Origin of the sequence: Limnohabitans sp. Rim28, assembly GCF_000293865.2 — a bacterium.
Lineage (GTDB): Bacteria > Pseudomonadota > Gammaproteobacteria > Burkholderiales > Burkholderiaceae_C > Limnohabitans_A.
In genome coordinates this window covers 224356-246806 of sequence record NZ_ALKN02000003.1, presented here as the reverse complement: position 1 = coordinate 246806, position 22451 = coordinate 224356, and the positions used below count along the sequence as shown (strand labels likewise).

The window sequence follows — 22451 nt, the reverse complement described above, 5'->3', positions numbered from 1 at the left end:
CATCAGGAAGTTGACACTTGTATTTGTCATCACAGTATAGGGCGGTGCAGCCTTATCAAATCCGCAAACTTGTGATTTAAGTGCAAAAAAAGTGACCGAATTGACATTTTATGTGGCCCTTGCGCTTGACAAAAGCATGCCGCGCGTGACGCAGGCCACGGTCTCGGGTGCATCTTCAGCGATCAGTTGGGCCGGCAGCCCTTTGAGCAGCTCGGGCGCCGTGAAAGCCATGGGCCCGCCCACAAAGACTTGCAAGTTCAGGTTGTCTGACGCCTCACGCAGTTGTGGGAGCAAGGTCTGCAGGGTGCCCAAATGCCGATCTGTGCTGATGGAAATGCCCACCGCATCGAACCAATCGGACACAAACAATTTTTTGAAATCCACCACGTCTTGGGGCACGGCCACCGTCACCACCCAACCCGAGCGCTTGAAGAACTCACTGAGCATGAACAAACCCATGCTGTGCTGAGCCCCTGGCTCGGTCAACAAAAGCAAACTCAGGCCATTGCGCTGCTGAAGCGACTCTTGGAGAAACTCTGCGCTGAAATCATGCAGCAGCTGCTGGAGATGGGCCGACGCAATGGTCGTCATGGCGAAATCCAACCGGTCCGAACACCACCAGTCCCCCAAGAGGCGGGCACACGGTGTGATGCCTTGTATATAGATGTCTTCCAGCGACTGGCCTTGGCGCTGCCAACCAAACACCACCTGCCTTGCCGCATCCAGGCCCTGCAAACAGGCCTGGGCCAAGATCTGGATTTGGGCCAGGTCAATGGCCGACTTGCCGGCAAATGAGGTGCCGCCGACCAAGCGGGGGCCCACAGGCGTGCCTTGCCGCAAGGCTTCAGGCAAGGGCATCACCCCTTGCACCAAGGGCGGGGATGGGGAGTTTTCGAAATTGAACTTCGCCATGACAAGCACCGTTCATCAGAGGGATACACCAGCGGCAGGCTCCGGGACGTCGGAGTGCTCGTCGCAAGAAAGCAAATGAAGCCATCCAAATGACCCCATTCAACACAAGCTTGAGTGTGGTTGGATTTCAGCGCATTGTATCTAGTGTAAACCCTGATCACTTAAAATATTGTCAATTTATGTTGACACACTGTATGTCCAGACTTACATTCACTCCAAGCCCCAACACCCCATCAGGTTCTCCATGCCCGCTTCCAGTCCCCAGGTTTTGTACACGCCAGCGCAACGCGCCCGGCGAGACGCGACCGCCTGGACCTTGGTGCAAGGCATCTTGGCCCCAGTGCAGTTCCTGATTTTTGGCGTCAGCCTCTATTTGGTGATCAACAGCCTGCACACCGGTGAGCACACCGACTGGGCCCTGGCCTCGGTGGTGCTCAAAACCGTGGTGCTCTACGCCATCATGGTCACGGGCGCCATTTGGGAAAAAGTGGTGTTCGGCCAATACCTGTTCGCCCCCGCTTTCTATTGGGAAGACGTGGTCAGCATGGGGGTCATGGTGCTGCACACCGCCTATGTCTGGGCTTGGTGGCAAGGCGCTTGGAGCGCCAACGACTTGCTGTGGCTGGCCTTGGCCGCTTATGGCAGTTACGCCATCAACGCCGCGCAATACATCCGCAAGCTGCGCATGGCGCGGCTGCAAAAACAACCCTCATCCACTTCTTTGCCCGACACGGGCGCACAGGCCAGCACATGAGCACTGTCATCCCGATCCGCGCCGAAACCTCCGCGCAAACCGCTGGTTGCACCGACGTTGTGCCTTTGGTGGAACGCGGCCAGCGCGAGGTGTTTTGTGGCCTCACCGGCATCATCTGGCTGCACCGCAAGATTCAGGACGCTTTCTTTTTGGTGGTGGGCTCACGCACCTGCGCCCACCTGATCCAGTCGGCTGCGGGCGTGATGATTTTTGCCGAGCCCCGCTTTGGCACCGCCATCATCGACGAACGCGATCTGGCAGGCTTGGCCGATGTGCACGAAGAACTCGACCGCGTGGTGGGTCAGTTGTTGGCGCGCCGCCCCGATATCCGTTTGTTGTTTTTGGTGGGCTCCTGCCCTTCTGAAGTCATCAAGCTCGATCTGTCCCGCGCGGCCGAACGCCAAAACCAGATCCACCACCCCAAAGTTCGCGTGCTCAATTACTCGGGCAGCGGCATCGAAACCACCTTCACCCAAGGCGAAGACGCTTGCCTGGCGGCCATGGTCCCCGGCCTGCCCGCCAGCGCGGCCGACACAGCCCCCGCCCTGATGGTGGTCGGCACCTTGGCCGACGTGGTCGAAGACCAGATGCGCAGCCTGTTCGATCGCATGGGTCTGCAAGTCAGCTTTTTCCCGCCGCGCAACAGCCAGGCCATGCCCGCGGTTGGCCCGGGCACCCGTTATTTGTTGGCCCAGCCCTTTTTGGCCGACACCGCCCGCGCCCTGCAGTCGCGTGGTGCGCAGCATTTGCCCGCACCCTTTCCACTCGGTGTGGAAGGCACCACCGCCTGGTTGCAAGCGGCCGCGACCGAGTTGGGTGTGGCCCCAGAGGTGTTTGAACAAGCCACCGCCGCCCCGCGCCAGCGCGCCGAAAAAGCCCTGGCCGTGCAACGCCAAATGTTGCAAGGCCAGCGCATCTTTTTCTTCCCCGACTCCCAGCTCGAAATCCCTCTGGCCCGCTTTGTGCACCGCGAACTGGGTATGGATTTGGTGGAAGTGGGCACGCCCTATTTGCACCGCCAACACATGGCCGCCGAACTCGCGCTGATCCCCGCAGGCACCCGCATCAGCGAAGGCCAAGACGTGGACCTGCAGCTCGACCGCTGCATCGCCGACGCGCCCGATTTGGTGGTCTGCGGCCTGGGCCTGGCCAACCCCCTGGAAGCGCAAGGCATCACCACCAAGTGGGCCATCGAGTTGGTCTTCACCCCCATTCAGGGCTACGAACAAGCGGCCGATTTGGCCGGTCTGTTCAGCCGCCCCCTCAAACGTCGCCTGAAGCTGGCGGCCTGAAAGCGCAGGAACACCCCATGCAACTGACGCTCTGGACTTACGAAGGACCGCCCCATGTGGGCGCGATGCGCGTGGCCACCGCCATGACGGACGTGCACTACGTGCTGCACGCCCCTCAAGGCGACACCTATGCCGATCTGCTGTTCACCATGATCGAGCGCCTGCCGCGCCGCCCGCCCGTCACCTACACCACCTTCCAGGCGCGCGATCTGGGTGGCGATACGGCAGAACTCTTCAAAGACGCTGCACGCCAAGCCATGGCGCGCTTCAATCCAGCTGCCATGTTGGTGGGCTCATCGTGCACGGCTGAGCTCATCCAGGACGACCCGGGCGGCTTGGCCCAAGCGCTGCAGCTGACCATCCCCGTGGTGGCGCTGGAGCTGCCGTCTTACCAGCGCAAGGAAAACTGGGGCGCCAGCGAAACCTTTTACCAACTGTGCCGTCACCTGGTGCACAAGCCTGCCGACCCATCTGAAACAGCCAACAAACCCGCCAAGGCCCGCCCCAGCTGCAACATCCTAGGCCCCAGCGCCCTGGGTTTTCGCCACCGCGACGACGTCAAGGAAATCACCCAGCTGCTGAACCAACTCGGTGTCGATGTCGCCGTGGTCGCGCCTTTGAGCGCGAGCGTCGCCGATGTGCAAAAACTGGCCGAAGCCGACTTCAACGTGGTGCTCTACCCCGAAATTGGCCTGGCCGCAGCCCAGTGGTTGCAACGCCAGTTCGACCAGCCTTACACCAAGACCGTGCCCCTGGGAAGTCACGCCACGCGCGACTTCATCGCCGAAGTCTGCACGCTGACCGGCCTGCCCCAGCCCGCACAAGACCCGAGCAATGCACACGCCCACTGGTACGCCAAGTCGGTCGACTCGACCTACCTGACCGGCAAGCGGGTCTACATTTTTGGCGACGCCACCCACGTGGTGGCCGCCGCCCGCATCGCCAGCCAGGAGATGGGCTTTGAGGTGGTGGGCCTGGGCAGCTACAGCCGCGAATTTGCCCGCGAAGTGCGCGATTGCGGCAAGCGCTACGGGGTCGAAGCCCTGATCACCGACGACTATCTGGAAGTCGAAACCCAGATCCAATCGCTGCAGCCCGAGCTGATTTTGGGCACGCAAATGGAGCGCCACATCGCCAAGCGCCAAGGCATTCCCTGCGCCGTGATTTCGGCCCCGGTGCATGTGCAGGACTTCCCCGCCCGCTATGCGCCGCAAATGGGTTTTGAAGGCGCCAACGTGCTGTTCGACACCTGGGTGCACCCACTGATGATGGGCCTGGAAGAACACCTGATCGGCATGTTCCGCGAAGACTTCGAGTTCCATGCCGGGGCTGCGCCCTCGCATTTGGGCAGCACACGGCCTGCGGCAGAGAACGTGGCTCCGATCGTCGCTGCACCTGTTAGCGCACCACTTAGCGCACCCGTTGCAACCACGACGCCAATGCCTGTGGCAGCTCACGCGCCCACCGAAACATTGAGCACCGACAGCGTTCAAAAGGTCGCCGCCCCCGCCCAAGCCGCTTCGAACCAAGCCACCTGGAGCCCCGAAGCCGAAAAGGAGCTGGGCAAGATCCCGTTCTTTGTGCGGGGCAAAGCGCGCCGCAACACCGAACGATTTGCCCAAGACCAGGGCGTGGCGACCATCACCGTGGAGACGCTCTACGATGCCAAAGCCCATTACAGCCGGTAAACAGTCCACCTCAACACCGCGCATGAGCGTGGTGCTGTTGACCATGGACAGCCACTTGGCCAGCGCCGCCGACAGCGCCGCCGAGCGCTTGGCGCGTGACCTGCCCGGCCTGCACCTGCAAACCCACAGCGCCTCGGCCTGGCGTGACAGTGACAAGGCTCTGGCCGCGTGCTTGGCCGCCGTGGCGCAGGCCGACCTGGTCATCGTCACCATGCTCTTCATGGAAGACCATTTCCTGCCGGTGCTCGACGCCCTGCAGGCGCGCCGCGAGCATTGCGATGCCATGGTCTGCATCATGTCGGCCCCGCAAGTCACGCAGCTCACCCGCATGGGCAAGCTGGTCATGGGCCGCGAATCAAGTGGCCTGATGGCCTTGCTCAAAAAGCTGCGCCCCAGCGCCAAAAACAAAGACACCGGCTCTGACACAGGCGCGCCATCGAGCGCCGGCGCCAAGCAAATGGCCATGCTGCGCCGCCTGCCCAAACTGCTGCGCTTCATCCCCGGCACCGCACAAGACCTGCGCCTGTTCTTCTTGACCATGCGTTACTGGCTGGCCGGCTCGGAGCACAACATCGAGCACCTGGTCAAAACCCTGGTGCACCGCTACGCCCAAGGCCCGCGCGAGCCGCTGCGCGCCTTGGCCCAGCCGGAAGACCCGATCGAATACCCCGAGGTGGGCCTGTACCACCCGCAGATGAAAAACCGCATCAGCGAACAGCTGAGTGACCTGCCCGGCCACGGCCGCAAAGACCAACCCGCTGTGGGCTTGTTGCTGCTGCGCTCCTATTTGCTGGCCGGTAACACCGCGCATTACGACGCGGTCATCGCATCGCTGCAAGCGCGTGGCCTGCGCGTCATACCCGCCTTTGCCAGCGGGCTGGATGCCCGCCCGGCCATGGACCGGTTTTTCAAAGCAGGCACGGGCACAAAAATCCAATCCTTGGTGTCGCTCACCGGTTTCTCCTTGGTCGGTGGCCCCGCTTACAACGACGCCAGCGCCGCCGAAGTGGCCCTGAGCGAGCTCGATGTGCCTTACATCGCTGCGCACCCGCTGGAGTTCCAATCGATCGAGCAATGGGGCGACTCCACGCGCGGTCTGCTGCCGGTGGAGAACACCATCATGGTGGCCATCCCTGAACTCGACGGCTCGATCTTGCCCATGGTGTACGGCGGCCGGCCCGGCCCTGCCGGTCAAACCTGCCACGGCTGCGACAAGCGCTGCACCTTCCCCAGCGGCCCGCGCAGCCAGGACATGTTCACCTGCAGCGAGCGCACCGAGATGCTGACGGCTCGCGTGGAACGCCTGGTGCGCCTGCGCGATAAACCGCGTGCCGAGCGCAAGCTGGCCATCGTGCTGTTCAACTTCCCGCCCAACGCGGGCAGCGTCGGCACAGCCGCTTACCTGTCGGTGTTCCAGTCCCTCTTCAACACCTTGCAGCGCTTGTCGCTCGAGGGCTACCAAGTCACATTGCCAGACAGCGTGGACGACCTGCGCAACCGCCTGCTGCACGGCAACGCCAGCCAGTACGGCACGCAGGCCAATGTGCTGCATGCGATCGACACCGGTCACCATGTTCAACATGAACGCTGGTTGAATGACATTGAAGCGCAATGGGGCCCCGCCCCCGGCAAGCACCTGACCAATGGCCAGTCCATCTTTGTGCTCGGCGCAGACTTTGGCCAGGTGGTGGTCACGGTGCAACCGGGCTTTGGCTACGAAGGCGACCCGATGCGCCTGCTGTTTGAAACCGGCTGCGCGCCCACCCACGCCTTCAGCGCCTTCTACCGCTACCTGCGCGAGGATTACGCCGCCGACGCGGTGCTGCACTTTGGCACGCATGGCGCACTCGAATTCATGCCCGGCAAACAAACCGGTCTGTCGGCCCAGTGCTGGCCGGACCGCCTGATCGGCGCATTGCCCAACATCTACCTGTACGCCGCCAACAACCCGTCCGAAGGCGCATTGGCCAAACGCCGGGGCGCAGCCACGCTGGTGAGCTACCTCACGCCCTCGCTCACACATTCGGGCCTGTACAAAGAACTGGTGAGCCTGCAGCAATCCATCGAGCGCTGGCAGCAAATGGGGCCCGACCAAGCCCAGGACCGCGACAGCCTGACCGCGCTGATCCACGAACAAGCGCAGAGCATCGACCTGGCCGTGCCCACCACACAGGACAGCGACCCCACCGCCTGGATCGAGCAACTGCAAAACCAGTTGCTCGAACTCGAATACGCCCTGATCCCCGAAGGCCTGCACGTCATGGGCCAGGCCCCCACCCGGGAGCAACGTTTGGGCACCCTCAAAGTCATGGCCGATGCCATGGGATTGACCGGCGCTCAAAATGCCACCTTGATGGGCGCCTTGGTCGACGGCGCCAGCGAGGCGGAACTGAACGCCCAGTTCAGCGCCGACCTGATGGCTGGCGACAAAGCCCAGGCCGAGACTTTGCGCCAACTGGTGCGCAGCAACCGACTGCTGGGCGAAGACCACGAAATGCAAGGCCTGATGCGCGCCCTGGACGGCCGCTACTTGCAGCCGGCCCCGGGTGGCGACCTGATCCGCAACGCCAATGTGCTGCCCACCGGGCGCAACCTGCATGGCCTGGACCCCTTCCGCATGCCGTCCGCCTTTGCGGTGCGCGATGGCCAGCGCCAAGCCGACAAACTCTTGGCCCGTTACCAGCAAGACCACCAGGCCCTGCCCGAGACCGTGGCCATGGTCTTGTGGGGCACCGACAACCTCAAAACCGAAGGCAGCCCCATGGCACAGGCCTTGGCCTTGATGGGCGCAGCACCCCGCTTTGACAGCTACGGCCGCTTGGCTGGCGCGCAGCTGATTCCTTTGGCGGAGTTGGGCCGCCCCCGCATCGACGTGGTCATCACCTTGTCGGGCATCTTCCGCGACCTGTTGCCCATGCAAATTCGCTTGCTGGCCGAAGCCGCGTTTTTGGCCGCCAGTGCCGACGAACCGGTAGAACACAACTTTGTGCGCCAACATGCGCTGGCCTACTTGGCCGAGCACGAAGGCAGCACCCTGGAAACCGCTTCGCTGCGCGTGTTTGGCAACACCGAAGGCGCTTATGGCGCCAATGTGAACCAACTGATCGACAGCAGTTGCTGGGACAACGAAAACGAACTCGGCGACGCCTTCACCCAGCGCAAGGGCTTTGCCTACGGCCGTGAAGGCCGCCCGGTGCGCAACACCGCTGTGCTGCAAAGCGCGCTGGCCAGTGTCTCGCTCACCTACCAAAACCTCGACTCGGTCGAACTGGGCGTGACCAGCATCGACACTTACTTCGACACCTTGGGCGGCATCAGCCGCGCCGTGCTGCAGGCCAAACACCAGCGCGACGGCAACGCCGCCGAAGCGCCTCCGGTGTTCATTGGTGACCAGACCCAAGGCGACGGTGTGGTGCGCAGCCTGACCGAGCAAGTGGCCCTGGAAACCCGCAGCCGCATGCTCAACCCCAAATGGCACGAAAGCATGCTGCAACACGGCTACGAAGGCGTGCGCCAAATCGAAGCACACCTGACCAACACCATGGGCTGGTCGGCCACCACTGGCCAAGTGCAGCCCTGGGTCTACCAGCAGCTGGCCCAGACCTTTGTGTTGGACCCTGCCATGCGCGAACGCATGGCCCAACTCAACCCCACCGCATCGGCCAAAGTGGCCAACCGCCTGCTGGAGGCCACCCGCCGCCAGTACTGGCAACCCGACGCCGAGACCATGTCAGCTTTGCTGCGTGCCGGCGAAGAACTTGAAGACCGCCTTGAAGGCATACAGGAAGGACTCCCAGCATGATCGAAACCACCAGCATCCCCGTGAACAGCATCCAGAGGGTACGCGGCGCAGACGGCGAAGGCAGCGTGCAGTTCCAGATGGATCCCACCGTCAAGATCGGCACCGCCAAGGTGTTTGCGGTCTACGGCAAGGGCGGCATCGGCAAAAGCACCACATCGTCCAACCTGTCGGTGGCTTTCAGCAAACTGGGCAAGCGCGTGCTGCAAATCGGCTGCGACCCCAAGCACGACTCCACCTTCACCTTGACCAAAAAGCTCATGCCCACCGTGATCGACGCGCTTGAAACGGTGGACTTCCATGCTGAAGAATTGCGCCTCGATGACTTCGTGTTCAAGGGCTACAACGGCGTGATGTGCGTCGAAGCCGGTGGCCCGCCCGCAGGCACGGGCTGCGGCGGCTACGTGGTCGGCCAGACCGTCAAATTGTTGAAAGAACACCACCTGCTCGAAGACACCGACGTGGTGATTTTTGACGTGCTGGGCGACGTGGTGTGCGGCGGTTTTGCTGCGCCACTGCAACACGCCGACCGTGCGCTGATCGTGACTGCCAACGACTTTGATTCGATCTTTGCGATGAACCGCATCGTCCAAGCCATTGGTGCCAAGGCCAAAAACTACAACGTGCGCCTGGGCGGCGTGATCGCCAACCGCAGCGACGCGACCGACCAGATCGACAAATACAACGCGGTCACGGGCCTGAAAACCATGGCGCACTTCCCCATGCTCGACGAAATCCGCAAGAGCCGTTTGCAAAAGTGCACCCTGTTCGAGCTGGAGCCGACACCCGCCGTCAAAGCCGTGCAAGACGAGTACCTGCGCCTGGCCGCTGCGCTGTGGCTGGGAGCCGATGCACTGCCGTCTATCCCGATGAAAGACCGCGATATTTTTGACCTGTTGGGTTTTGACTGATCCGCACGGAAAAAACGTATTGAAAGCAAGACATGAACAGCACCACCGCCTACGAACAACGCCGCAGCCAGATTGAGCACTACTTTGACCGCACCGCGGCCGATGCCTGGGCGCGCCTGACCTCGAACGAGCCGGTAGGTCGCATCCGCGCCACCGTGCGCGCCGGGCGGGACACCATGCGCGAGACGCTGCTGTCGTGGCTGCCGCAAGACCTGCGCGGCAAGCGCGTGCTGGATGCCGGTTGCGGCACCGGCGCCCTGGCCCTGCAAGCGGCGCTGCGCGGGGCCGAGGTCGTGGCCATCGACCTCTCGCCCACTTTGGTCAAGCTCGCTGCCGAACGCATGGCGGCCGAACACCCCACCCTGTCTGGCTCGGTGGAATTTTTGTCGGGTGACATGCTCAGCCCCGACTTGGGCCACTTCGACCATGTGGTCTGCATGGACTCGCTGATCCACTACGACAGCGACCAAATTGCCGAAGCTTTGGCCGGTTTGGCGCAGCGCACGCGCGGCTCCATGGTCTTCACCTTCGCGCCGCGCACGCCCCTGTTGGCCCTGATGCACGGCGCGGGCCGCCTGTTTCCGCGCAGCGACCGTTCGCCCTCGCTCTCGCCTGTGGCGCACGCCGATTTGCTGCAACGCATGCAAAACCACAGCGACCTGCAGGGCTGGCAAGGCGCGCGCATGCAGCGCGTAGCCAGCGGTTTTTACACCTCACAAGCCTGGGAGTGGACCCGCTCATGAAACTGCGCGTTCCCATGCCCCGCTGGTTCACGGCCTACGGCACGCGCTTCATGCCGTTTGCCGACGCGGCCTCGCCCGAGCTGCCGATGGCGCGCCTCTTGCGCCTGTCGCTGTTCCAGGTGGTGATCGGCATGGTGACCGCGCTCTTGGTGGGGACGCTCAACCGGGTCATGATTGTGGAGTTGCAGGTGCCCGCTTGGTGGGTGGCCCTGGCAGTCGCCATTCCCATGGTGTTTGCGCCCTTGCGCACCTTGATCGGCTACCGCAGCGACACGCACCCCTCGGCGCTGGGTCTGCGCCGCATTCCTTACATGTGGACCGGCACCTTGCTGCTGTTTGGCGGCCTGTCCATCATGCCTTTTGCCTTGTTGCTCTTGTCCGAGCCCGAGGCAGCCAACCTGTGGGTGGGCCAGCTGGGCGCATGCCTGGCCTTTGTGCTGGTGGGCACCGGCATCCAGGTCACGCAAACCGCGGGCATGGCCCTGGCACACGATTTGGCCACCGACGACAAACGCCCCCGTGTAGTGGCCTTGCTCTACAGCATGCTCTTGGTGGGCATGATCGTCAGCAGCGCGGTGTTTGGCACCTTGCTCGCTGACTTCAGTCCGCAAAAACTCATCCAGCTGGTGCAAGGCTGCGCCGTGATGGTGGCGGTGATGAACCTGGCTGCCTTGTGGAAACAAGAAGCCCGTGGCACCAAGCGCGGTCGCCGCGAAGCCGGTGGCTTTGCGAACAGCTGGCGCGAACTCATGGCCGAGCCCCAAATGCGTCGCTTTTTGTGGACGCTGGCTCTGGGCACTTTCGCCTTCAACATGCAAGACATCGTGCTGGAGCCTTACGCCGCCGAGATTTTGAAACTCGATGTGGGCTCAACGAGCGCCCTCACGGCTTTGAGTGCCGGTGGCGCTTTGCTGGCTTTCTTGTTGTCAGCACGCTGGCTGGTGGGTGGCATGCACGCCTGCCGCCTGGCCAGCCTGGGTGTGCTGTTGGGTTTGCCCGCGTTTGCGATGGTGATTTTTTCGGGTCCGCTTGAGGCGGCCTGGATGTTCCGCATCGGCGTGGGCCTGATCGGTTTCAGCGGCGGTTTGTTTTCCGTGGGCATGCTGGTCACCGCCATGGGCATGGCCCAAGACGGCAGCCCGCTGGGCAAGCTCGGCGGCCTGGTCATCGGCACCTGGGGCGCAGTGCAAGCCACCAGCGCGGGCGCGGCGATGGCGCTGGGCGGGGCTTTACGCGACGGCGTGTCGGTGCTGGCCATGTCAGGCGCTTTGGGTGAGGTGCTGGTCACCCCCATCACCGCCTACAGCTTTGTCTACCACGTGGAAATGTATTTGTTGTTTGTCGTGCTGGTGGCCTTGGGCCCCATGTTGCGTGCCAGCCGTTTGGCTGCGCGGGCAGAGGCCCCAAAAACCAACACCCACACACCCCCCCAACCCTTTGGCTTGGCACAACTGCCGGGCTGATGCATTGATTTTTTGAAGGAGAACAGCCATGGAAACAGGCGCAATCACACAGTACATCGATGTGGCCCAAATCGTGTTGTACATGTTCTGGGCATTTTTTGCCGGGCTGATTTATTACCTCGTGCGCGAAAGCCACCGCGAGGGCTACCCCATGGATTCGGGTCGTGAAAACGGCCCCAAGATCGAAGGCTGGCCGCCCGTGCCAGAACCGGTGAGCTACAAAACCGAAGACGGTCACACCTACCTGTCGCCCGACCTGAACCGCCCCGACGGTGAATACAGCGCCCAGCCCACGCACCGCTGGAACGGCGCTCCCCTAGAGCCCGTGGGTGACCCCTTGTTGGCGGGTGTCGGTCCTGGCGCCTGGGCCATGCGCGCCGACGTGCCCGACATGGAACACGGCCACCCGAAAATCGTGCCCATGCGCATCGCCACCGACCACTCGGTGGCCAAGCGAGACGTGGACCCGCGCGGTCTGCCGGTCTGGGGGGCAGACAAAATTGTTGCGGGCACTGTGGTCGACCTGTGGGTGGACCGCATGGAAATGGTGTTTCGCTACGCCGAAGTGCAATTGGTCAACTCCGACAAACGCGTCTTACTGCCCATGAACTTTGCGCGCATCAAAAAAGATGGCTCGCATGTGCAAGCGATTTTGGCGCACCAGTTTGCCAACGTGCCGCAAACCAAATCGAACGACCAGATCACCTTGCTCGAGGAAGAAAAAATCACCGCCTACTACGGTGCGGGCACTTTGTACGCCACCCCAGAGCGCCAGGAACCCATCATATGAAAGCCTCCCACGAACACGAGTGGGAAGCCGCACCCGGTTTGCCCAGCGCTTTGCCCCCGGGTGAGCGCGTGGTCTGGCAGGGCGCACCCGACTGGCAGCGCTTGGCCATTCACGCCTTTCATGTTCGCAAAGTCGCGCTGTACTTTGCGCTGATGTTGGCGGTGCAGGCCATCAACCTGACCGCGCCCGAGGGCCAGATGGATTGGAAACCCTTGGTGGTGGCGGGCAGTCTGTATGCCTTGGCTTTGGGCTTGCTTTTGGGCACTGCGTGGTTTTCTGCCCGCAGCACGCTCTACACCCTGACCAACAAGCGCGTGGTCATGCGGATTGGCATCGTGCTCACGCTGACCTTCAACCTGCCCTTCAAACGCATCGCGGGCGCTTCTTTGAAGGCCCAGGGCGCTGGCACGGGTGACATCGCTCTGGCTTTGCATCCTGAAGACCGCATTGGTTGGGCCCACCTGTGGCCGCACCAACGCGCATGGCACATCACACAACCGCAGCCCACACTGCGCTGCGTGCCCAACAGCGTCCAAGTGGGCGAGCAACTCCTGGCCCTGTGGCGCGCCGAACGGGCAGGTCAAAGCTTGCACTTGGGTGATGCGCCTGCGAGCGAACCCGCCCACGCACCCAAGCAAGGCATGTTGGCATGAACACCATGCCCAAGCACGGCTGGCAGGTTCACAGCCTGAACCGACCCATGGCCTGGATCGGCGTGATGCTGCTGTCGATGCTGATCGCCGTGGGACTGGCCCGCTGGTCGGGTCTGGACCCGCGCACGCCCGACGCTGCCGTGCAGTGGCAACGCGACCTGCAGTTTCGCGATATGCCCAGCGGCGACATCGCCGTGCTCGACGTCCGCACGGGCCAGCAGGTGGCCCAGTTCTCGGGTGAACAAGGTTTTTTGCGCAGCACCCTTCGGGCCTTGGCGCGCGAACGCCAGCGTGAAAACTTGGGCAAAGAAGCCCCCTTTTTGTTGATCGGCCGCACCGATGGCCGCATGACCCTGCAAGACCCCAGTACCGGCCAGCGCATTGACCTTGAATCGTTTGGCCCCAGCAACGCCGCCGTGTTTGCCAGCCTGCGACTGGCTGGCTACAAAGCCCCCTGACATTGAAACATCCCGCACCGGAGAAGCCCATGACCGCCAATGCCGTCCACACCATCGAAACCGCTGAAGATGCCAACAAAAAGGCCGTGCACGACGACATGATCAGCCCGCGTTTTTACACCACCGACTTTGCGGCCATGGACCGCATCAACATCGAGCCGGTGCGTGCCGAATGGGACCGGATGATGGCCGAGTACGAGGGCGACAACAACCACGACCACTTCCAGCGCGACGAAGCCTTTGCCGGCGAAGTGGCTGCGGGCATGGCCAGTCTCTCGCCCGAGATGCGCCAGGAGTTCATGGATTTTTTGGTCAGCTCGCTCACGTCTGAGTTTTCCGGTTGTGTGCTTTACAACGAGATCCGCAAAAACGTCAGCAACCCCGACATCAAGCAGCTCATGACCTATCTGGCGCGTGACGAATCGCGCCACGCGGGCTTCATCAACCTGTCGTTGCGCGACTTCAATCTGGGCATCGACCTGGGCAACTTGAAGCGCACCAAGAAGTACACCTTCTTCAAGCCCAAATACATTTACTACGCGACCTACCTGTCCGAAAAAATTGGCTACGCGCGCTACATCACCATCTTCCGCCAGCTCGAAAAACACCCGGAAAAACGTTTCCATCCCATTTTTCGCTGGTTTGAGCTGTGGTGCAACGACGAGTTCCGCCATGGCGAATCGTTTGCCTTGATCATGCGCGCCAACCCCAAGCTGCTCAGCGGCGGCAACAAGTTGTGGATTCGCTTTTTCTTGCTGGCCGTGTACGCCACCATGTACGTGCGTGACCACACCCGCCCCATGCTGCACGAGGCCATGGGGCTCGATTCGAGCGAGTACGACTACCAGGTGTTCCGCATCACCACCGAAATCACCAAGCAGGTCTTCCCCTTGGCGCTGGACACCGACCACCCCAACTTCCGCCGAGGCCTGGAGCGCTTGTTTGCGATTTCGCAAGCCATGGAAAAAGCCAAGGCGCGTGGCGGTGTTTTGGGCAAGCTGCAGCAAGGCGTGTGCGCCGTCAAAGCGGCGGCCACCTTTGCCCGTCTGTACTTCATGCCGGTGATTGAACAAGACCTGTCGCCCCAGGTCCGCATGGAACCGGCATGGTGACTGAAGTCGTTTGGGCCTGCGTATTCACGGCACTGTGCTGGTGGCTCGGCACGGGCGTGATTTTGTGGCTCGACCGGCTGCCAGCGCGCAGCTTCCGTTTCAGCCTGGCAGGTTGGACGGTGCTTTTGGCTTTGAGTTTTTGGGGCGTGGCCCACAGCATGCAAGAGGTCAGCGTGTTCAACGCTTACCTTGCCTTTGGCAGCGTGATTGTCATGTGGGGCTGGCACGAGTTGGCTTTTTTGACCGGCTGGATCACCGGGCCGCGCAAAACCCCGCTGGACTCAGGCGTCACAGGGTGGGCGCGCTTTGTGCAATCGGTGCAGGTCATGCTCTACCACGAGCTGGCCTTGCTGGCCAACTTTGCCATTCTGTGTTGGATGCAAGAGGGACAAACCAGCCATGTGGCCATTTGCACCTTTGCGCTGCTGTGGTGCATGCGCCTGTCGGCCAAACTGAATTTGTTTTTTGGTGTGCCGCAAAACGGCGCGCAATACCTGCCCGAGCACCTCACCTACCTGGCCAGTTATTTCCGCACCACCACCGGCATGTCGCTGTGGTTTGTGCTGTCCATGAGCGTGGCCATGGGCACCTGGTTCTGGTTGGTGTGGCTGGCGCAACAAGGCGCTGTGGCCATCACCACCGGCTGGGTCATGCTGGCCACTTTGCTGGGTCTGGCGATTGTTGAACACGTCATCATGATTTTTCCTTGGCCACTGGAGCGGCTGTGGGGTTGGGCCATGGGCCAGACCACCAAACCGGCTTTGACCACACCCCCTTGAAGGCCCCATGAACAGCAACACACAGACCTACCGCACCGAGGGTTTCGGCATCCCGGTCACACCCAAGCGCTCCGACCCAACGGCCCAGGCGCCAGCCCATCAACGCCCAGTGGCCGTGGTGATTGGCAGCGGCTTTGGGGGTCTGGCTGCAGCGATCCGCTTGAGCGTCAAGGGCTACGAGGTCAAAGTCTTTGAAAAACTCGACGCCCCCGGTGGCCGTGCCTATGTACACCATCAAGACGGCTTCACCTTCGATGCCGGCCCCACCATCATCACCGCACCCTTTTTGCTCGAAGAGCTTTGGGCGCTGTGTGGCAAGCGTTTTGCAGACGACGTGAAGCTGGTGGCCATGGACCCGTTTTACCGCGTGCGTTTTGCCGATGGCTCTTGGTTTGACTACAACGGCGACCCCGAGCACATGCGCGCCGAAGTGGCGCGCTTTGAGCCCGATGACCTGCCCGGTTACGAGCGCTTTTTGGAAGAAGCCGAGCGCTGCAAAACCTTGGGTTTTGAAGGCATGGGCGACATGGCCTTTGACAAGGTCAGCGATCTTGTGGCCGCCATCCCCGACTTCTTGCGCATGGGCGCCTGGCGCAGCCTCTACAGCCTGGTGGCCAAGCACATGCGCAACGACAAGCTGCGCATCGTGATGAGCTTTCATCCACTGTTGATCGGCGGCAACCCCTTTGCCGTGACCTGCGCCTACGCCCTGATCAATTCGCTGGAGCGCTCCTGGGGCGTGCACTCGGCCATGGGCGGGACTGGGGCCATTGTGAAAGGCCTGGTGGGTCTGCTGGCAGAGCGCGGCGTGCCGCTGCGCTGCAACGCACCTGTGACGCAAATCCGCATTGCGCATCGCCGCGCCTGTGGTGTGGAACTGCAAAATGGCGAATTCGTGCCCGCAGACATCGTGGTGAGCAATGGCGACACCGCCTGGACCTACAAAAACCTGGTGGCCCCCGAGCACCGCCGCGTCTGGACAGACCGCAAGATTGCCAACGGCAAATACTCCATGGGCCTGTTTGTCTGGTACTTCGGCACCTCCAAGCAATACCCAGACGTGCCGCACCACATGATGGTGCTGGGCCCGCGCTACAAGGGCCTGCTGCAAGACATTTTCCAAAAGCACAAACTCGCCAAAGACTTCAGCCTGTATTTGCACCGCCCCACGGCCACCGACCCCTCGCTGGCGCCGGAGGGCTGCGACACTTTTTATGTGCTCTCGCCCGTTCCGCACCTGGACAGTGGCACCGACTGGCCTGCCTTTGCCGAGACCTACCGTGCCGCCATTGCCGAAAGCTTAGAGGCCAGCGTGCTGCCGGGTTTGCGCGAACACATCGTGACCAGCAAGGTCAGCACGCCGCAGGATTTTCGTGACAACTTGTGGTCTTACAAGGGCGCAGGATTTGGCCTGGAGCCGCTGCTGCTGCAAAGCGCTTGGTTCCGTCCGCACAACCGCAGCGAAGACGTGCCGGGCCTGTTTGTGGTGGGGGCCAGCACCCACCCCGGCGCGGGCGTGCCGGGCGTGTTGATGTCTGCCAAAGCCTTGGAAACGGTGGTTCCCCATGTCCATGCCTGAACGCGTGACCAACCTGCCCAGCCACTTGAGCGCTGTGGCCAAGCCTGCAGCCAACCAGCCCACGGCACACGTGGTGCTGCAAGAACTCGACTTCGACTCGCATGACCTGCAAGCTTGCGTGGCCATGATGCAGGGTGGCTCGAAAACGTTTTTTGCAGCCAGCCGTTTGCTGCCGCTGCGCGTGCGCACTGCCGCCATCGCCCTCTATGCCTTTTGCCGTGTGGCGGATGACCTGGTGGACGAGGCCGCACCCGGCGATCAGCCCTTGGTGGTGCTGCAAGAGCGCTTGGACGCCATTTACGCGAGCACACCGCACGACCATGTCGAAGACCATGCCTTGAGTCTCTTGGTGCAGCAGTACAAGCTGCCTCGCCATTTGCTCGATGCCCTGATCGAAGGTTTTGCCTGGGATGCTGCAGGCCGCACCTACGACAGCATCGAAGACCTGCACGCGTATGGCGCAAGGGTGGCGGGCAGTGTGGGCGCCATGATGAGCTGGATCATGGGACCACAAAGCATGGACACCTTGGCACGCGCCTGTGAGCTGGGTGTCGCCATGCAACTGACCAACATCGCCCGCGACGTCGGTCACGACGCCAGCATTGGCCGCCTGTACCTGCCGCGCCGCTGGCTGGTCGAAGCCGGCGTGAACCCCGAAGAGTGGATGGCCGCGCCCTTGTTCACGCCCGCCATTGCCGGTGTGGTGGCACGCCTTTTGGAAGAGGCCGACCGCCTGTACAAGCAAGCCCACTCCGGCATCGCGGCCTTGCCGCCCGATTGCCGCGCTGCCATTTGCGCGGCCAGCATGATTTACGCCGAAATTGGCCACCAACTGCGCCGCGATGGTTTGGATTCGGTCAACAAGCGCACGGTGGTCAGCACCACACGCAAACTCATGCTGCTGGCGAGTGCGTGGACGCAGGTGCATTGGATCCGCGTGAGCGCGCACACGCCTGAACCACTGGAAGCGATCGTGGGCTTGGTACAAGGCTGTCGCGATGCCGTTCAGCAAACGGGCAACAAGGCGTATTTCCCGAATCGCGCCATGCCCCAACGTGTCGCCTGGATGCTCGACCTGCTGGAGCGCCGCGAAGCAGAACGCCTGGGCCGCAAAGCATGAATGTCACGTCCATGACAGGCCCCACGACACGGAGCGTCCCATGAGGGTCCCGAGCCACAGCATCAACGTGCGCTTGCTCTACGTGAGCCGCGCAGTCGGCCCGCAAACCACCACCATGACCACCAGCATCCTGTCGCAAGCCCAAGCGCACAACCAGGCCAAAGGCATCACCGGTGTGTTGTGCCAAGGTCAAGGTTTTTTCTTCCAGGTGATCGAAGGTGAGCGCAGCCAAGTGAACGCCGTGTACCGACGGATCTGCGCCGATGCGAGGCACCAAGATGTGGATCTGCTGCTGTATGAAGAAATCAACGAACGGCGCTTTGGCCAATGGTCCATGGCCCTGATCCACCTGTCGGTGGACGACCCGATGGTCAGGCTGCAACACCCCGACTTTGACCCTTACTCGGCCACCGGTGCTCAGGTCATGAAACAAGTCATCGACTTGTTGGAGGGCGGTCAGCCCATTCGCTTGCCAGAGGCTTGAACGTCAAGCGAAAGTCCAATCAGGTCAGTGGCTCAGCGCACAGGCCGACTTCAGCGCGCAGGCGACACCTTGGCGTGTCCCAGCATGGCGTGCAGCAACACATTGCAGCCCGCTTCGATGTGCTCGGGCTTGGCGTCTTCGATTTCGTTGTGGCTGATGCCGTCTTTGCAGGGGATGAAAATCATGCCGCTGGGGGCCAGACGGGCAGTGTAGATGGCATCGTGCCCGGCACCTGAGACCACCGGCATTTGGCTGTAACCCAGCTGCGCCGCAGCGGCAGACACCGCCTCCACACACGCCGGGTGGAAGGGTTGCGCCGGAAAACTCGACACCAGGGTCAGCTCGATGCGCAGGCCTGTGCTGTTCTGCAAACTTTGAGCCAGTGCTTTGATTTCATCGGCCATGACCTCCACTCCGGCGTCGGTGTTGTTGCGCAGGTCGATGCTGAACTTGACCCGCCCCGGAATCACATTACGGCTGTTGGGGTGCACATGCACCATGCCCACGGTGCCTCTGGCGTGCGGGGCGTATTTGTGGGCCGTGCTCACCACGGCTTGCATCAAGTGCGTGGCCACTTGCAGGGCGTCCTGGCGCAGGGCCATGGGGGTGGGGCCCGCATGGGCCTCCATGCCTGTGACGATGCAGTCAAACCATCGGATGCCCAAAGAACCACTGACCACGCCAATGGTCACGTCGGCGTCTTCGAGTACCGGGCCTTGTTCGATGTGGGTCTCGAAGTACGCCCCAATGGGGTGCTGACCCGGCACCTCGGTGCCGACATAGCCAATTCGCTGCAACTCCTCGAGCACGGTTTTGCCCTCTTGGTCTTGCGCTTTGTAGGCATGCTCCAGAGAAAACGCACCCGCAAAAACACCCGAGCCCATCATCACCGGCACAAAACGCGAGCCTTCTTCATTCGTCCAGAAGGCCACCTCGATGGGCGCCTCGGTTTCGATGCCGTGGTCATTCAGGCAGCGCACGACCTCCAGTCCAGCCAGCACGCCGTAGTTGCCGTCGAATTTGCCACCTGTGGGCTGGGTGTCGATGTGGCTGCCGGTCATGATGGGCGGCAAGTCGGGCTGTCGCCCGGCCCTGCGCATGAAGACGTTGCCGATTTGATCGACCGTGACCGTCATGCCCGCTTCGCGTGCCCAGGTCGTGACCAGGTCACGGCCTTGACGATCCAGGTCGGTCAAGGCCAGGCGACAGACACCGCCTTTTTCGGTGCCACCGATTTGGGCCAGCGTCATCAGCGATTGCCACAACCGCTTGGCGTCGATGCGCAAGGAAGACAAATGTTCGGGCTTGAAATTCATGTTTCGATCTTCAGAGGTGTTGATTCGGGGCTGTCCCGGTAGGCTTGAAAGACATCGCGCAATTGCCTTCGAGGGGCCGTTGGATCCGTCAGGGACTGCTCCAGTTCGTTGAGGTGTTTGCGCATTTCAGCGCCAGCCGCTGCAGGATTTTTTTGCAGGGCTGCGATCAGATCGACATGGCGGTGGGCCACACACACTTGCCCCCCTTGGCGTTTGAAGCGGGACATGAGCAAAGAGGTGGTGGGCAGCAAACCATTGAGCCAACGGGTCAAGACCGGGTTGCCGTGCATCTGCGCCATGGCTTGGTGGAATTCACCCGAAAGACGAATGGCCAGCGCATGCTCGCCTTGGCGATCGGCCTCGGTTTCCATGGTGGCCAAATGCTGCAAGGTCTGCAATTGCTCCGCGCTCATTCGTCCGGCCAGCTGCCTGGCCACTTCGCACTCCACCACCCGGCGGGCATCAAAAACACTGCCCGCATCTTCCAGGCTGGGGATGGGCACGCGTGCACCGCGGTTGTGCAGCAGCTCAATGACTTGCTCTTGCGCCAGGCGTTGCAGCGCCTGGCGCACCAAGGTGCGAGAGACGTTGAACTGCTCGGCCAGTTCTTGCTCACGCAAGCGCTCCCCCGGAGACAGTCGGCGCTCCAAAACGGCCTGATAAATCGCCTCGTACACCCGATCAGCACCTGTGCTTGGGACCCCTGCACGCGCCCGGGGAACACTTGACAGCACAGGAGCCGCCTCCAAGCCTGTCGAGCTCTGATCCGGCTTGGTTTTTCGTGACAGCGGCACGCCCATTTGACGTTCATCTGTCATGATGGCCCCTTGGCAACCGAGTCATTTCATGAACACTGAACAAACTCTTGGCATCCTGTCTTGTCAGCCCCTGACCCCACCTGCTTTTTCGCCCTATGGCGAGGTGTTGAATTTGTTTGCACCGGCACACCAGACCATCAACCAAGGCACCAGCGGGCGACTCAATTTGCCCGGCGGGCTGGACTTGACGGGTGATCAGGGCCAAGCGGTGTTGGCGGTGTTCCACGCGCTGGCGCAAAACCCAGAGGGCCCTTGCCACATGCTGGAGCGGCACCAACTCGGCAGCCAGACCTTTGTGCCTTTGACAGGTGCGCGCTGTCGTTTGCTGGTGGCCTTGGGCCATGACCAGCCCGACCTGCGCACGCTCAAATGCTTTGAGGTCACGGGTCAGCAAGGTTTCACGCTGCACACGGGCACTTGGCATCACCCCCTGATGGCCTTGGACAACGGGGCCTTCTTGGTGCTGGAGCGCCAAGGTTCGGCCGAAGATTGCGAGATTCATTCGCTGCCTGTGAGCGTGCGCCTGAGTCCCCTTTGAAGCCGCTCGCATGGGATGACCCTGCGGGTTTCAGGACCAAGCGCGGTGGATGTGTTCCGCCAGTTGGACCAGGCTGCGGTCTGAGCCTTCGGGTCCCACCAAAGAGATGCCCAAAGGTGCCCCCTGGTGACTGGCCAGCGGCAAGCTCACTTGCGGCAAGCCGGCCATGCCCGAGACACACAGCAAGCTGGTGGCGCGGTTTCGGTAGTCTTCCAGTTCGGCATCGGTCTGACGGATCCAAGGGGCCACATCGGGCATGGTGGGCATCAAGAGCACGCCGTCGGTGCCCAAGATGTGTTGCATGTGGGTGCGCCAGCCTTCGCGAAAAGCCCGGGCCTTGGCCACTTGCTCGTCCGTGACTTTGGAGGACCAATCAAAGCGCTGGGCCACCGCAGCACCCAGCACCGGCTGGAAACGCTGAAGAAAACCGCCATGCACGTCCCAGGCCTCACGCCCCTGAATGGCGCGGAAATGCCAATACATGGTGTCCATGTCACCCTGCATGATGCGAACCGGTTTGGCCTTGCCCAAACATTGCTCTATTTTTTGACGCACAGGCTTCAGAGCTTTGAGGGCCCCCGGTGTGGCCAGCGCCCACATGTCGGTGGGGGCCAACACGCGGATCTGCTCGGGCAAGGGCTGCGCATCGTCACCCAACAAGACATCTGCCACACGGGCGAAGGTGGGCACATCACGGGCAAACCAGCCACAAGTGTCCAGGCTCGGCGACAAGGCCATGGTGTCTTGCAAGCTGATGCGGCCGTGGCTGGGCCGCATGCCCACCAAACCGCAATGGTTGGCCGGGGCACGCACCGAGCCACCGGTGTCTGAGCCCAAAGCAACATCGCACAGGCGGTTGGACACGGCAGATGCCGAGCCCGAAGAGGACCCGCCGCTGATGCGTTCGGCCACCGCGCCATTGATGGGCGCGCCGAAATGGGCGTTTTGCCCGTTCATGGAAAAGGCCAGTTCGTCGGTGACCGTTTTGCCGACAAAGCGGGCACCGGCGTCGAGCAAGCTTTGCACCACCGGGGCCGTTCGGTCCTGAACACCCCACAAGGCCATGAGCATGGGTTGGCCACCGCTGGTGGGGTAGCCCTTGACGTGGTAGATGTCCTTGGCCGCAAAGCTCAGACCCGACAAAGGACCCGTGGCCGCATGGGCCACGGGGCTGGCCGTGTAAGGCATGAAGGCGTGGGCTTTGTCCCACAAGACGTCGGTGTGTCGGCTCATGTTCAACTC

General features: G+C 62.1%; 20 protein-coding genes. 16 read left to right on the top strand and 4 right to left on the bottom strand.

Going from position 1 to position 22451, the window contains the following annotated elements; all coding sequences use genetic code 11:
- Positions 1-108 precede the first annotated feature (108 nt).
- Positions 109-912: a B12-binding domain-containing protein gene (locus B472_RS05620; protein WP_019425993.1), complete on the bottom strand. Its 804-nt coding sequence runs from the start codon at positions 910-912 to the stop codon at positions 109-111.
- A gap of 244 nt (positions 913-1156) precedes the next feature.
- Between B472_RS05620 and bchF the strand changes: the two genes are divergently transcribed.
- From bchF to B472_RS05545, 15 genes are read left to right on the top strand one after another with little or no spacing between them, the layout of a single operon-like run.
- The gene (gene bchF / locus B472_RS05615) at positions 1157-1666 is read left to right on the top strand and encodes a 2-vinyl bacteriochlorophyllide hydratase (protein ID WP_019425992.1); all 510 of its coding nucleotides are present in this window, start codon (positions 1157-1159) and stop codon (positions 1664-1666) included.
- Positions 1663-2958 (top strand): ferredoxin:protochlorophyllide reductase (ATP-dependent) subunit N, encoded by a 1296-nt coding sequence (locus B472_RS05610; RefSeq protein ID WP_019425991.1) that lies wholly within the window; start codon positions 1663-1665, stop codon positions 2956-2958. Before bchF ends, B472_RS05610 begins: the two co-directional genes overlap by 4 nt.
- Before the next feature lie 17 nt (positions 2959-2975).
- Entirely contained in the window at positions 2976-4646 is a 1671-nt protein-coding gene (bchB, locus tag B472_RS05605) for a ferredoxin:protochlorophyllide reductase (ATP-dependent) subunit B (RefSeq protein WP_019425990.1), read from the top strand.
- Positions 4621-8448, top strand: coding sequence for a magnesium chelatase subunit H (locus tag B472_RS05600; RefSeq protein ID WP_026039360.1), 3828 nt, complete (start codon positions 4621-4623; stop codon positions 8446-8448). Before bchB ends, B472_RS05600 begins: the two co-directional genes overlap by 26 nt.
- Entirely contained in the window at positions 8445-9356 is a 912-nt protein-coding gene (bchL, locus tag B472_RS05595) for a ferredoxin:protochlorophyllide reductase (ATP-dependent) iron-sulfur ATP-binding protein (RefSeq protein ID WP_019425988.1), read from the top strand. Before B472_RS05600 ends, bchL begins: the two co-directional genes overlap by 4 nt.
- A gap of 32 nt (positions 9357-9388) precedes the next feature.
- A complete protein-coding gene (gene bchM, locus B472_RS05590; protein WP_019425987.1) occupies positions 9389-10099 on the top strand; it encodes a magnesium protoporphyrin IX methyltransferase in 711 nt (236 codons plus the stop codon).
- Positions 10096-11562 carry a BCD family MFS transporter gene (locus tag B472_RS05585; protein WP_019425986.1) on the top strand — a complete coding sequence of 489 codons (1467 nt, stop codon included), beginning with the start codon at positions 10096-10098 and terminating at the stop codon, positions 11560-11562. Before bchM ends, B472_RS05585 begins: the two co-directional genes overlap by 4 nt.
- A 28-nt stretch (positions 11563-11590) precedes the next feature.
- Complete coding sequence (gene puhA / locus B472_RS05580) at positions 11591-12352, top strand: photosynthetic reaction center subunit H (RefSeq protein ID WP_019425985.1); 762 nt, start codon at positions 11591-11593, stop codon at positions 12350-12352.
- Positions 12349-13005 carry a photosynthetic complex putative assembly protein PuhB gene (gene puhB / locus B472_RS05575; protein WP_019425984.1) on the top strand — a complete coding sequence of 219 codons (657 nt, stop codon included), beginning with the start codon at positions 12349-12351 and terminating at the stop codon, positions 13003-13005. The genes puhA and puhB overlap by 4 nt, the downstream gene beginning before the upstream one ends.
- A complete protein-coding gene (gene puhC, locus B472_RS05570) occupies positions 13002-13463 on the top strand; it encodes a photosynthetic complex assembly protein PuhC (RefSeq protein WP_019425983.1) in 462 nt (153 codons plus the stop codon). The genes puhB and puhC overlap by 4 nt, the downstream gene beginning before the upstream one ends.
- A 29-nt stretch (positions 13464-13492) precedes the next feature.
- Entirely contained in the window at positions 13493-14575 is a 1083-nt protein-coding gene (acsF, locus tag B472_RS05565) for a magnesium-protoporphyrin IX monomethyl ester (oxidative) cyclase (protein ID WP_019425982.1), read from the top strand.
- Positions 14569-15354: a putative photosynthetic complex assembly protein PuhE gene (puhE, locus tag B472_RS05560; RefSeq protein WP_019425981.1), complete on the top strand. Its 786-nt coding sequence runs from the start codon at positions 14569-14571 to the stop codon at positions 15352-15354. The genes acsF and puhE overlap by 7 nt, the downstream gene beginning before the upstream one ends.
- Positions 15355-15361: 7 nt before the next feature.
- A complete protein-coding gene (locus tag B472_RS05555; RefSeq protein WP_019425980.1) occupies positions 15362-16933 on the top strand; it encodes a phytoene desaturase in 1572 nt (523 codons plus the stop codon).
- On the top strand, positions 16920-18053 hold the full coding sequence (locus tag B472_RS05550) for a phytoene/squalene synthase family protein (protein WP_116798589.1): 1134 nt from the start codon (positions 16920-16922) through the stop codon (positions 18051-18053). Before B472_RS05555 ends, B472_RS05550 begins: the two co-directional genes overlap by 14 nt.
- A gap of 40 nt (positions 18054-18093) precedes the next feature.
- Entirely contained in the window at positions 18094-18537 is a 444-nt protein-coding gene (locus tag B472_RS05545) for a BLUF domain-containing protein (protein WP_019425978.1), read from the top strand.
- 50 nt (positions 18538-18587) lie between these two features.
- Here the strand turns inward: B472_RS05545 and B472_RS05540 are convergent, their stop codons facing one another.
- Together B472_RS05540 and B472_RS05535 are read right to left on the bottom strand one after the other, a co-directional pair.
- Positions 18588-19853 carry a Zn-dependent hydrolase gene (locus tag B472_RS05540; protein WP_019425977.1) on the bottom strand — a complete coding sequence of 422 codons (1266 nt, stop codon included), beginning with the start codon at positions 19851-19853 and terminating at the stop codon, positions 18588-18590.
- Positions 19850-20671: a GntR family transcriptional regulator gene (locus B472_RS05535; protein ID WP_019425976.1), complete on the bottom strand. Its 822-nt coding sequence runs from the start codon at positions 20669-20671 to the stop codon at positions 19850-19852. The genes B472_RS05540 and B472_RS05535 overlap by 4 nt, the downstream gene beginning before the upstream one ends.
- Before the next feature lie 28 nt (positions 20672-20699).
- On the opposite strand from B472_RS05535, the gene B472_RS05530 reads away from it, so the two are divergent.
- Entirely contained in the window at positions 20700-21209 is a 510-nt protein-coding gene (locus tag B472_RS05530) for an ureidoglycolate lyase (protein WP_026039357.1), read from the top strand.
- A 30-nt stretch (positions 21210-21239) separates the two neighbouring features.
- On the opposite strand, the gene B472_RS05525 is transcribed toward B472_RS05530, so the two are convergent.
- Entirely contained in the window at positions 21240-22442 is a 1203-nt protein-coding gene (locus B472_RS05525) for an amidase (RefSeq protein ID WP_019425974.1), read from the bottom strand.
- Between the last annotated feature and the right edge of the window lie 9 nt (positions 22443-22451).